At 71.4% G+C, this 11,539-nt stretch carries 10 protein-coding genes; 1 reads left to right on the top strand and 9 read right to left on the bottom strand.

All coding sequences use genetic code 11. The features are described from left to right. Positions 1 to 66 precede the first annotated feature (66 nt). The 3 genes from ACFVGY_RS02060 to ACFVGY_RS02050 all read right to left on the bottom strand — a co-directional run bounded on the left by ACFVGY_RS02060 (position 67) and on the right by ACFVGY_RS02050 (position 2,568). Positions 67 to 843: a MerR family transcriptional regulator gene (locus ACFVGY_RS02060; RefSeq protein ID WP_385669478.1), complete on the bottom strand. Its 777-nt coding sequence runs from the start codon at positions 841 to 843 to the stop codon at positions 67 to 69. Between the two features lie 28 nt (positions 844 to 871). Then, a complete protein-coding gene (locus ACFVGY_RS02055; RefSeq protein WP_385669848.1) occupies positions 872 to 2,077 on the bottom strand; it encodes a methyltransferase in 1,206 nt (401 codons plus the stop codon). 116 nt (positions 2,078 to 2,193) lie between these two features. After that, positions 2,194 to 2,568 (bottom strand): tetratricopeptide repeat protein, encoded by a 375-nt coding sequence (locus tag ACFVGY_RS02050; protein ID WP_385669475.1) that lies wholly within the window; start codon positions 2,566 to 2,568, stop codon positions 2,194 to 2,196. A gap of 106 nt (positions 2,569 to 2,674) precedes the next feature. Between ACFVGY_RS02050 and ACFVGY_RS02045 the strand changes: the two genes are divergently transcribed. Then, positions 2,675 to 3,640, top strand: coding sequence for a pirin family protein (locus ACFVGY_RS02045; protein ID WP_385669472.1), 966 nt, complete (start codon positions 2,675 to 2,677; stop codon positions 3,638 to 3,640). A 238-nt stretch (positions 3,641 to 3,878) separates the two neighbouring features. Here ACFVGY_RS02045 and ACFVGY_RS02040 read toward each other — a convergent pair whose 3' ends face one another. From ACFVGY_RS02040 to ACFVGY_RS02015, 6 genes are all read right to left on the bottom strand, one after another. Beyond that, a complete protein-coding gene (locus ACFVGY_RS02040; protein WP_385669469.1) occupies positions 3,879 to 4,205 on the bottom strand; it encodes a hypothetical protein in 327 nt (108 codons plus the stop codon). 308 nt (positions 4,206 to 4,513) lie between these two features. Then, the gene (locus ACFVGY_RS02035) at positions 4,514 to 5,989 is read right to left on the bottom strand and encodes a non-reducing end alpha-L-arabinofuranosidase family hydrolase (RefSeq protein ID WP_385669466.1); all 1,476 of its coding nucleotides are present in this window, start codon (positions 5,987 to 5,989) and stop codon (positions 4,514 to 4,516) included. A 75-nt stretch (positions 5,990 to 6,064) separates the two neighbouring features. Further along, positions 6,065 to 6,778: an L-ribulose-5-phosphate 4-epimerase AraD gene (gene araD, locus ACFVGY_RS02030; protein ID WP_385669464.1), complete on the bottom strand. Its 714-nt coding sequence runs from the start codon at positions 6,776 to 6,778 to the stop codon at positions 6,065 to 6,067. A 76-nt stretch (positions 6,779 to 6,854) separates the two neighbouring features. Continuing rightward, a complete protein-coding gene (araA, locus tag ACFVGY_RS02025) occupies positions 6,855 to 8,363 on the bottom strand; it encodes an L-arabinose isomerase (RefSeq protein ID WP_385669461.1) in 1,509 nt (502 codons plus the stop codon). Positions 8,364 to 8,435: 72 nt separating this feature from the next. Next, complete coding sequence (gene araB, locus ACFVGY_RS02020) at positions 8,436 to 10,142, bottom strand: ribulokinase (RefSeq protein WP_385669458.1); 1,707 nt, start codon at positions 10,140 to 10,142, stop codon at positions 8,436 to 8,438. 299 nt (positions 10,143 to 10,441) lie between these two features. Continuing rightward, positions 10,442 to 11,488 carry a LacI family DNA-binding transcriptional regulator gene (locus ACFVGY_RS02015; RefSeq protein ID WP_385669455.1) on the bottom strand — a complete coding sequence of 349 codons (1,047 nt, stop codon included), beginning with the start codon at positions 11,486 to 11,488 and terminating at the stop codon, positions 10,442 to 10,444. Positions 11,489 to 11,539 lie beyond the last annotated feature (51 nt).

The following is an 11,539-nucleotide window of genomic DNA, read 5'->3' as shown; positions in this document are numbered from 1 at the left end:
TGGGGGTTGGCAAGGTTGCTCGGGCGTACCGTTTCGGCCGAGTCCTACTCGTCGGTCCTGCCCCACCTACCGCTCCGTGCCCAGGAGTTCGGCGACCTCGGCTTCCACCCTCCGGGCCATCGCACGGGCGAACTCCGCGGCCACGACCTCGCCGGCGACCGGACGCAGCGCCGCCGCCGCACTGCTGATGTGATCCAGTTGCGCGGCCGAAAGGTGCTCCAGCCCGTCCGGGCCGATCACATGCCGCCGGAACAGTCCGACGAACCGGTCCGCGAGCGCCGCCGCCTGTGCCTGGACGAGGTCCCCCGCGTCCAGGATCTCCGTGAGCGGCACGCCCTGCCGCACCAGCGTGAGCGTCGCGTCCAGCAGCCGTCGGCTCCGGTGCGTCACCACCTCGCCCTCGATGCGCACGTACCCCAGCCGGGCCGCCCGCCGGGTGTCCTCGGCGGTCGCCGCAGGCCCGAACAGCTCGGCCAGCTCCGTCAGGGTCATGGTGACCCGCTCCTCCTGCACCCGTTCCCCGGTCATCGCCCGCTCCAGGCCCAGCAGCTGGGACAGGCCCCCGCCCGCCTCCCACGCGTGCAGCAGCTCGCCGATGCCGTTGACCGTGTAGCCGCGCCCGAGCAGATCGCTGATCAGGCGCAGCCGGGTCAGGTGGTCCTCGGAGTACCAGGCGATCCGGCCCTCCCGGCGCGGCGGCGGCAGCAGTCCGCGCTCCTGGTAGTAGCGCAGGTTGCGCACCTTGACGCCGGCCGCCTGCGCCAGCTCCTCCCGGCGGTAGCGCCCCGCGCCGCTGCCGTCCTCGGCCCCGCTGTCCACGTCGTCCCGCACCAGGCTGCTCACGCGGCCGAGTGTAGGACGTACCGGCTGGTCACATGGGGCGCGGACGCTTCTCCTGCTTCACGGCCCGCAGGACCACGAACCGCGGTTCGCTCGCGGCGACTTCACTGTTGCCGAAGAGGCGGCGCAGGTGCGTGTGGTAGCCGAGGTGGCGGTTGGCGACGATCCACAGCTCGCCGCCCGGCCGCAGTGCCCGCCGCGACTGGGCGAACATCCGCAGCGCCGTCGCGTCCGTGGTGGCCTGGTGGGAGTGGAACGGAGGGTTGCACAGGACGAGGTCCACCGACCCGGCGGGCAGCATCGACAGCCCGTCGCCGACGAGGAACTCGGCCCGGTCGCGGCGGCCGTGCCGGACGTTCGCCTCGTACGTGGCCCGGGCGGAGGCCACCGCCTGGTACGACTCGTCCGCGAACACGACCTCCGCGTCGGGGTCCGCGACCGCGACCGCCGTGCCGACGACGCCGTTGCCGCAGCCCAGGTCGACGACGCGGGCGCCGTCCGTGTTGGTCGGGATGCTCTGCAGGAAGAACCGGGTGCCGACGTCGAGGCGGTCCGCGCAGAAGATCCCCGCGTGGTTGACGGCGGTCAGGCCCGCCCCCGAACCGGCGTCCCGGTCCAGCGTGTACGTCAGCGGCCAGCCGCCCCCGGCCGGCGCGGCGGCGGACGCGGCCGCGATGACCGCGGGATCCGGCGTGCAGAAGATCAGCCGGGCCTTCTTCTCGGCGAGGGAGGTCCTCGTCGGGCCGAGGATCCGCTCGAAGAGGTTCAGCGTGGAGGTGTGGATCTCCTTGACCATGCCCGTGCCGACCACGACCGTGCCGGCGTGGACGTGCGGGGCCAGCCGCAGCAGCTGGTCCTCCAGCAGCGCCAGGCTCTTGGGCACCCGCACCAGCAGTACGTCGATCCGCTGCGGTGGTGCGTCCTGCGTGGTCAGCAGCGTGACCGTGCCCTCCGCGGCCCCGGCGCGCGCCAGGTTGGCCTCGGTCGCGGCGCGGGTGAGCGCGGAGTCGGTGATCTGCGTCGGCCGGTGCGCGGCCAGCGCCGTGGCCAGTGCCCCCCAGCGGTCCCCGAACACCGTGATCTGCCCGGCGCCGGCCAGGTCGACCGGGCCGCGCTCGCCCGTACCGGCGTCCAGGTGGCGCAGCAGGTACTCGTCGGCGGCGTCCCAGGCGCGGAGCCGGTCGCGCGGGTCGGCGGGGAAGCGGGTGAGCTCGTAGGAGCCGAAAGGCGTGGTCAGACGGTTCATCGTGCCCCCAGGCTATCCGAGCTCCCCGCCCGTCCCCGCACACACGCGGTGCGGCGCGGGCGGGGACGGCCGGAGCGGGCCTTCCGTACTACTGCCGACCGCTCTCGCTACTGCCGACCGCTCTCGGGCTGCTGGTCGGGGAACCGGCCGGCCATCGCGCCGGCCAACCGAAGGTACGGAGCCGCCTCGGCGGCGCGGCCCCGGCGCTCCAGGGTCCGGCCGAGCATCAGCTGCGCGTAGTCCTCCACCGGCCAACGCTCCAGGATGGCGCGGAGCTCCTCCTCGGCGCGCGAGAGCTGCGCCGAGTGGTAGTAGGCGCGGGCCAGCAGCAGCCGCGGGGCCAGCTGCTCGGGGACCTCGGCCGCCAGCGTCTGCAGGACCTGCGCGGCCGTCGCGTACTCCTTCGCGTCGAAGAAGAGCTGGGCGCGCGCCCAGCGCTCGGCCGCGGCCCCGTGCTCGTAGTACGTCGTCGGCGCGTCCATCTGCTTCCTTCCACTGCTCCGGTGCTGCCTGCGCCCCCTCCAACACGGGAAGGGAGCCTGTCATTCCACGGAACACGGCGACGGCGGCGGTACTAAGTTGGTCCGCATGAGCAATCTCGATCGCCAGCCCGCACTCTCCGCCTGCGGCGGCCGCGGCTTCGTCGTGGCCGAACCGGTGCGCGAGCTCCTCAGCCCGCGCACGGTCAAGCTCGGTGAATCCACCGATGTCCGTCGACTCCTGCCGAACCTGGGCCGCCGCATGGTCGGCGCCTGGTGCTTCGTCGACCACTACGGCCCGGACGACATCGCGGGCGAACCCGGCATGCAGGTTGCGCCCCACCCCCACTCCGGACTCCAGACGGTGAGCTGGCTCCACGACGGAGAGGTGCTGCACCGCGACAGCGTCGGCAGCCTCCAGACGATCCGGCCGCGCGAGCTGGGCCTGATGACCTCCGGCCGCGGGATCAGCCACTCCGAGGAGAGCCCCCGCACCCACAGCCGGTTCCTGCACGGCGCCCAGCTGTGGGTGGCCCTCCCCGACGCCCACCGCGACGTGGACCCGCACTTCCAGCACCACGCCGAGCTGCCGCACGTGACCGCCCCCGGCCTCAGCGCCACGGTGATCCTGGGCACCCTCGACACGGCGACCTCGCCCGGCACGGCGTACACCCCGATCGTCGGCGCGGACATCGCCCTGGCGGCGGGCACCGAGGCCAGGCTCCCGCTGGAGCCGGACTTCGAGTACGCGGTCCTGTCGATGTCCGGCGAGGCCCACGTCGACGGCGTCCCGGTCCTCCCGGGCTCCATGCTCTACCTCGGCTGCGGCCGCAGCGAACTCCCGCTGCGCGCGGCTTCGGACGCGGGCCTGATGCTCCTGGGCGGCGAACCGTTCGAGGAGGAGATCGTGATGTTCTGGAACTGGATCGGACGGTCGCACGACGAGATCGCACAGGCCCGCGAAGACTGGATGAACGGGTCGCGATTCGGTGAGGTAAAGGGCTATGACGGCCCTCCGATTCCGGCCCCCGAGCTCCCGCCGACACACCTGAAACCCAGGGGAAGGGTGCGTTGACCTGCTTGTTTGTGTGTGACGAGGGTCGGGTGCGGTGCTCGCCACCGGCCCTCCGGTTTCGACTTCGCAGGGCCCCTGGCTGGTCGAGTCCTCTTGCCTCCGAAGGGCAGTGGTGGCCACCGCTGCGCCGTCGGCTCCCACGATCGTGCCGTCGGACCCGGCCGGGACGTTCGATCCGTGGATGAGTGTGCGTGGCGGAACTTGTGCCAGCGGGGCTGCGCGTTCGTTCGGATATCGGTCAGCCCCGCCGCCGAAAGTCGGCGATCGTCTGCGGGCCCTTGAGCAAGGCCAGGGCCGCAGCAGCAGAACCGGCAACCACGTACGGCTCCAGCGCCTGCGGCATGTCGAGTACCGCCACCATGAACACCGAACCCACAGTAAGCACCAAGGCCAACGCGTGCCGCTTACCGTCGCTCAGCCACTTCCGGTAGGGGTCCACCGCCGACAGGTCGTCGTCGAGCAACGCCCCGAGCCGTCCCTCCGCGTACCGGTCTGCGATCGTCACCATCATGTTGGCCAGCTTGCGCAACGCAGGACCCGGTGCCCGGTCGAGCTCCAGCTCCACATCCCGCAGTCGCCCCAGCACAAGACCCAGGTGAATCCGCACAGCCTTACCGCGAGGCGACCGCCAGTTCATCGACCCGCGCATACGGTCCGCGCGACAGCTCACCGGCGAAAGACCACACCACGCGCACCCCGCTCGGCAGCCCACGGCGGGGAGGGATGCCGGTACGCCGATGGGTGGGCATGCCAGTGTGGCCGTTCTGCGCACAGGGTTCGCGGCGTGGCCGCCGCGGCCCCTCCTGCCCTGCGGAGAGGTCGCGGGCCGCGCCGGACTCGGTCGTTCCCGAGCCGGCGCAGTGACTGACGTCGTCAGCGTCGCAGCGTCAGCAGACCTGGGCGGTAGGGCCACTGCCCATAGTCGCCGCCGGAGTTGGGATCGCGTCCCTGGTAGAGGAACCGCAGGTTGCAGGGGTCGACCGTCATGGTCTGATCGGGGCTGGTGCGGATCAGTTCGCCATGGCTGATGTCGTTGGTCCAGGTGGCGCCGCTGTTGGCCTTTCCGGCGAAGGGGTTGCTCTCGGTCGCGGCCTGGGGCGTCCAGGAGCCGTTCAGGCTGGTGGCTGTGAACGAGCGGAAGTACCGGCCCTGCGAGCCGATCGCCTCGACGATCACGAGGTAGCGGTCCTGGCCCTGAAGTTTGTAGACCTGCGGTGCCTCGAACAGGTTGTTTGTCGTGTCGCTCATGATCACTGTCGAGGTCGCGCCGAAACTGCCCGGGAAGTTACCGATCGGCATACTGGCCCGGTAGATCTTGCCGTTGTCACCGGCGAAGAACAGGTACATGTTCGTCCCGTCACCGATGAGCGTCTGGTCGATGGGCCCGGTCACGGAGCCGGCGATGCTTCCGGAGAAGAGCTCCTGCTCCGCCGACCAGCCGTTCGGGTTGGTGGGGTCGGTCGATGTCCGGTAGGAGAAGGCGGTCCTGCCCCACTGGTAGGCGAGCACCCAGACGTTCTTCGGCGCGAAGTAGAACAGTGTGGGCGCGACGACGGAACTCGCCATCGTGTTCTGGCCGGCCGAGGCCATCTCCGACCAGTCGGTGAACGGCGTGAAGTTCGTCGAACCCCAGCCAGCCCCCGTTCCCGCCGCGCCGTGCGTCGTCGCATAGACGAGCTGCTTGCCGTTGTAGGGGGCGACGGTGAAGTCCTTGAGCGAGGCCCATCCGGCCTTGGGTTGCGCCAGCGCGCCCGTCGACGTCCAGCGGTACGTCGACGGAAGGGCGCACGCGCCGGGGTTGCCGCCGCCGACCTTGACGAGCTGCCACTGCTGGTTGGCGCCGCCCCAGTCGTCGTACTGGACGATGTTCGCGCCGTCGGCCGTAGAGCCCCCCTGCACTTCGAGGGCCTTGTTGCTGTGGCGCGCGACGAGCCTCACGTAGCCGTCCGGGCTGTCGGCCGGCTTCCACTGCTGGTGGGTGCCGTTCCGGTCGGCCCACTGGACGATCGGGCCGCCGTTGGCGGTGGACCCGTTGTGGACGTCCAGCACCTTGCCGGAATGGCGGGACTTGATGCGGTAGTAACCGCCGCCGGAGTCGACGAACTGCCACTGCTGCTGGTTCTGGTCGTTCCTGGTCCACTGGGTGATGCGGGCGCCGTCGCCGGTCGCCAGGTTGTAGACGTCCAGGGCCTTGCCGCTGTTGCGGTTGACCAGCACGTACCAGGCGTTGGTGTCGACGGTCGCGGCACTGGCGGGCTGGGCACTGAAGAGGGTTGCCACGAGCAGCAACGGCACGAGGGCGGCGACCAGGCGTGTCAGGCCGGCCGGTGGCCGATGGCGAATCCACATCAAAGGATCTCCTTTGGGAGGTGGGGGTGAAGCGACCCCGCGGGACCGCGGAGCGGCCGCGTCGGGGACGTGGGGTCAGGCGGAGTGGGGATTGCCGTAGTAGGCGTTCGGGCCGTGCTTGCGGGTGAAGTGGCGGTCCAGGACGTGTTGCGGGGGTTCGACCGTGCCCAGGACGATGGTGTGGAGGGCCATCTCGGCCACCGCCTCGCAGACGATGGCGTGCTCCAGGGAGGCGGTGGCGTCGGTGCCCCAGGTGAAGGGGCCGTGGTGGGCGACGAGGGCGCCGGGGACTTCCTTGGCCCGGGTGTCGTCACCGCCCAGCAGGTCCACGATGACCTGGCCGGTGTTGTACTCGTAGTCCGTGGCGCACTGCTGGGGGGTGAGGGGCGCGGTGACGGGGACGGGACCGTTGAAGGTGTCCGCGTGGGTGGTGCCGAGCACCGGTATCGGGCGCCGGGACTGGGCGAAGGCGACGGCGTGGGTGGAGTGCGTGTGGGTCACGCCTCCGATGGAGGGGAAGGCGAGGTAGAGGCTGCGGTGCGTCTCGGTGTCGGTGGACGGGCGCAGACGGCCTTCGACGACGCTGCCGTCGGACAGGGAGACGACGACCAGGTCCTCCTCGCTCAGTACGTCGTAGGCCACCCCCGAGGGCTTGATGACGAAGACACCGGCTCGTCGGTCCACACCGCTCACGTTGCCCCAGGTGAGGGTGGCCAGGCCGGCTCGGGGGATGCGGAGGTTGGCCTCCAGTACCTCTCGGCGCAGTTCCCTGGAAACGGCGGTGCTCACGCGGGCTCCGTCCTGGTGTGAGTGGAGGTGGTCACGGCGCCCCGCAGGGCAGGGGCGGGGGCGGTGGGGTGGGTGCTCACAGGCTCTGGGCCAGACGGTGGTACGCCTGGTTCCAGCGCAGCTCGCGCGTGAAGCGCCGGATGGTGGTGTCCTCGTCGATGACGACGAGTTCGGTACGGAGCATCTCGGCGAGGTCTTCGAGCTCCTCGCCGCCGAGAGCGGTGGTCAGGACGGTGTGGTGCGGTGCTCCGGCCGTCAGCCAGGCTTCGGTGGAAGTGCGCAGGTCGGGGCGGGGGTGCCAGACGGCTCGTGCGACGGGGAGCTGGGGCAGCGGCTCGGTCGGGGCGACGACGTCGACGTGGTTGGCGACGAGGCGGAACCTGTCGCCCATGTCCGCGAGACCGACGACGACGGCCGGACCGGGGTCGGCGTCGAAGACGAGACGGACCGGGTCTTCGCGTCCGCCGATGCCCAGGGGGTGGATCTCGCAGGTGGGCGTGGCCGTCGTGAGGGAGGGGCACACTTCGAGCATGTGGGCGCCGAGGATGAGTTCCCGGCCGGGCGTGAGGTCGTAGGTGTAGTCCTCCATGAAGGATGTGCCGCCGGGCAGGCCCTGGGCCATCGACTTCAGGGTGCGCAGCAGGGTGGCGGTCTTCCAGTCGCCTTCGCCGCCGAAGCCGTAGCCGTCCGCCATCAGGCGCTGCACGGCGAGGCCGGGCAGCTGACGCAGGCCCCCGAGGTCCTCGAAGTTGGTGGTGAAGGCATGGAAGCCGCCTTCGGTGAGGAAGCTGCGCAGACCGGCTTCGATGCGTGCGGCGTAGCGCAGGGAGGCGTGGCGCTCGCCGCCCGGCCGCAGCTCGGGCGCGAGGGCGTAGAGGTCCTGGTACTCCTTGACGAGGGCGGCCACGGTGTCCTCGGGGGCGGCGTCGACCGCGGCGACGAGGTCGTTGACGCCGTAGGTGTTGACCGAGACCCCGAACCGCAGTTGCGCCTCGACCTTGTCGCCTTCGGTGACGGCGACGTCGCGCATGTTGTCGCCGAAGCGGGCGAGTTTGAGGGTGGTCAGTTCGGAGCGGCCGACGGCGGCGCGGGCCCAGCCGGCGATGCGGTCGACGACGTCGGGGGTGGAGACGTGGCCGGCCACGGTCTTGCGCGGTACACCGAGGCGGGTCTGGACGAAGCCGAACTCGCGGTCGCCGTGGGCGGCCTGGTTCAGGTTCATGAAGTCCATGTCGATGGTGGACCAGGGCAGTCGGCGGTTGGCCTGGGTGTGCAGGTGCAGCAGGGGTTTGCTCAGGGCGTCGAGGCCGGCGATCCACATCTTGGCCGGGGAGAAGGTGTGCATCCAGGCGATCAGGCCGATGCAGCAGTCGTCGGCGTTGGCCTCCAGGCAGACCGCGCGGATGGCGGCCGCGTCGGTGAGGACGGGTTTCCATACGAGGCGGACGGTCATCTGGGGCCGGGAGGCGAGGACGTAGCAGATGGCGCGGGACTGGTCGGCGACCTGGGCGAGGGTGTCGTCGCCGTAGAGGGACTGGCTGCCGGTGAGAAACCAGACCTCGCGGTCGGGCTGGGCGGGCGTCATGTCGGGTGTGCTCCTCGGAGGTGCTCGGGCGGAGGTCGGGCCGATGGAGGCTGGGGGTGGAGGGTGATCCGGTCAGCGGGCAGTGGCGCGGCGTGCGGTGTTGCGGATCCGGCGCAGGCGGTGCAGGAGGAGGTCCGCACCGGTGCCGAAGTGGTCGTGCAGGGCGCGGTATTCGCTGAACAGCGCGTCGTAGGCGTCCGCCCGGGCGGGGTCGGGGACGTACGCTTGGCGCTGGACGCTTCCCATGACGGAGGCGGCGGAGCGGACGTCGGGGTAGGCGCCCGCGGCGACGGCGGCGTGAATGGCCGAGCCGAGCGCCGGCCCCTGGTCGGAGGTGCCGAGGGAGACGGGGCGGCGGAGCACGTCGGCGTGGATCTGCATGAGCAGCGCGTTCTTCTTCAGGCCGCCGGTGACGATGAACTCCTCTACGGGGATCCCGGCGCCCTCGAAGTTCTCGACGATCATCCGGGTGCCGTAGGCGGTGGACTCGAGCAGGGCCCGGTAGACGTCTTCGGGCCGGGTGTCGAGGGTGAGGCCGGCGATGACTCCGGAGAGGTGGTGGTCGACCAAGGGGGAGCGGTTGCCGTTCAGCCAGTCCAGGGCGACCAGACCGTGCGCGCCGACCGGGCCGGCTGCGGCCTTGCGGGTCAGGAGCTGGTGGAGGTCCTCGCCGGATGCCGCCGCCTCGGCACGGTAGTGGTCCGGGACGCCCTGCCGGAGCCACCAGGCGAAGATGTCACCGACCGCGCTCTGGCCGGCCTCGTAGCCGTAAGCGCCCTCGACGATACCGCCGTCGACGACCCCGCAGATGCCGGGGACCTCGGCGAGGACGGCGCCGTTGAGGACGTGGCAGGTGGAGGTGCCCATGATGGTGAGCATCCGGCCGTTCTCGACGGCGCCGGCCGCGGGCGCGGCCACGTGGGCGTCGACGTTGCCGGCGGCGACGGCGATGCCCTCGGGGAGGCCGGTCCAGCGCGCGGCCAGCCCGCTCAGGGCGCCGACGCGGGAGCCCAGTGGGGACAGCGGGTGCTCCAGGCGCGTGGCGGGGAAGTCGGCGAAGTCCGGGTGGAGTTGGGCGAGGAAGCCCGGGGACGGATACGCGCCGTCCTGGTGGATGCCCTTGTAGCCGGCGGTGCAGGTGTTGCGGGACTCGGTGCCGGTCAGCTCCCAGACGATCCAGTCGGCCGCCTCGATCCAGCGGGCGCAGGCGGCGAAGACGGCCGGGTCCTCCTCCAGGACCTGCAGGGCCTTTGCGTATTGCCACTCGGAGGAGATCTTGCCGCCATACCGTGAGATCCACTTCTCGCCGCGGGCGTGGGCGAGGGCGTTGATGCGGTCGGCCTGCCCCTGGGCGGCGTGGTGCTTCCACAGTTTGGGCCAGGCGTGCGGGCGGTCGGCCCACTCGGGGATCAGGGCGAGCGGGGTGCCGTCCGGGGTGGTCGGCAGGACCGTGCAGGCGGTGAAGTCGGTGGCGATGCCGATGACGCGGTCGGGGTCGATGGCGGCGTCGGCGACCGCCGCGGGAACGGCGGTACGCAGGACGTCGCGCCAGTCCTCCGGGTGCTGCAGGGCCCAGTCGGGGGGCAGGGGGACGCCGGTGGAGGGAAGGCGGTCCTCGATGACGGCGTGCCGGTACTCGTGGACCGATGAACCGAGTTCGGCGCCGTCCCGGACCCTGACCACGACGGCGCGCCCGGAGAGGGTGCCGAAGTCGATGCCGAGGGTGCAGGCCTCGGGATGGTGACGGGTTGCGGGGCCGGAAAGCGCGTGTGGGGTCACGATGCGGTCTCTCTCGTCATGAGCAGCGGTCGGATAAACGCTCCGATTGTTAACGCTAACAATTCTGTGGGGCAAGAGCCGGGGACAGTTCTGTCGAGCATCGGGCAAGGAATGGGGCCGCTGATGTGTGCGCGCCCTTGCTGCCGTGGCCGGAGGGGTGTGCCGCCAGCCCGGGGAGTCCGGTGCGGTGCCGGTGCCGGCGCCGGCGGATCGGCGGCCGCGCGCAGCCAGAGGCCGAACGGCCGGCACGAGGCCCACCGCTGGGGGTCAGACGGCGGTGGCAAGAGCCGCCCAGTGCGTCAGTCTTCGCCTGGGGGGCGCGTGCTCGCGCGCATGATGAGCTGCGGTTCCACGAGGAGGTGCTCGGCCTTCCGGGCGCGCCCCTCGATGTGGTCGACGAGGAGTCCGATGCTCCGGCGTCCGATGGCGGCGAAGTCCTGGCGGACCGTGGTCAGGGGCGGGGGGAAGTACTCGGCTTCGGGGATGTCGTCGAAGCCGGCGACGGCCACCTGTCCGGGAGTGCGGATCCCCGCCTCGCGCAGCGCCCGCAGGACGCCGAGGGCCATCTGGTCGTTGGCGACGAAGACGGCGGTGACCGGTGTCGCTCCCCGACGGGCCAGGGCGAGCCCGGCGAGTTCCTGTCCCGCCCGGTATCCGGACAGCGGGCTCCAGTCCCCCGTCAGTACGCGCGGAGGTCTGATGCCGCTCTCCTGCAGGACCGCGCGCCATCCCGCGGTGCGGGCCTCGCTCTCCAACCAGTCGTCGGGACCCGCCACGTGCCAGACGGTGCTGTGCCCGGCGACGAGCAGGTGCTCCGTGACCATGCGGGCCCCGAGCTCCTGGTCGAGGGAGACGCCGGGCAGGTCGAGCTGATGACCGCCCTCCACGGTGACCACGGGGAAGGGCGCGTCCAGTTCGGCGAGCGCCTGCACGTGCGAGCGCTGCGGGGTGATGGCGACCACACCCTCCACCCCCCAGGACGCGAGGTGGTCGATGGCGCCCTTGAGGCCCTGCCCCTCGCCGGTGCGCAGACTGACGGTGGAGACGAGGTAGCCCTGCTCCCGGGCCGCCTCCTGCAGGCCGGTCAGGGTGCTTGCGGGTCCGTACAGGGCGGTGTTGACGGCGATGACGCCCAGCGTCCTCGTCCTGCGCGTCACCAGGGCGCGTGCGGCCGAGTTGCGGCGGTATCCCAGCCGCTCGATGGCCCGGGTGACCTGTTCCCGGGTGGCCGCGCGTACGTTGGGGTGGCCGCTCAGCACCCGGGAGACGGTCTGGTGGGAGACCCCCGCCTCCCGCGCGACGTCGGCCATCGTCGGCGGGCGGACTTCTTCCGCGGGATGCGCCACGTTCGCCTCCCTTCTCCCTGATCACGGCTGCACATCGATGCGAGAGAACCT

The organism is Streptomyces sp. NPDC127106 (genome assembly GCF_042677605.1).
Lineage (GTDB): Bacteria > Actinomycetota > Actinomycetes > Streptomycetales > Streptomycetaceae > Streptomyces.
This window is presented reverse-complemented; position numbering and strand designations above follow the sequence as displayed.

Excerpts from the sequence above, each read along its gene's own strand:
- ACFVGY_RS02035 (WP_385669466.1), bottom strand. The coding sequence starts at position 5,989 with ATGTGGATTCGCCATCGGCCACCGGCCGGCCTGACACGCCTGGTCGCC.
- ACFVGY_RS02050 (WP_385669475.1), bottom strand. The coding sequence starts at position 2,568 with ATGGACGCGCCGACGACGTACTACGAGCACGGGGCCGCGGCCGAGCGC.
- araA (WP_385669461.1), bottom strand. The coding sequence starts at position 8,363 with ATGACGCCCGCCCAGCCCGACCGCGAGGTCTGGTTTCTCACCGGCAGC.
- ACFVGY_RS02045 (WP_385669472.1), top strand. The coding sequence starts at position 2,675 with ATGAGCAATCTCGATCGCCAGCCCGCACTCTCCGCCTGCGGCGGCCGC.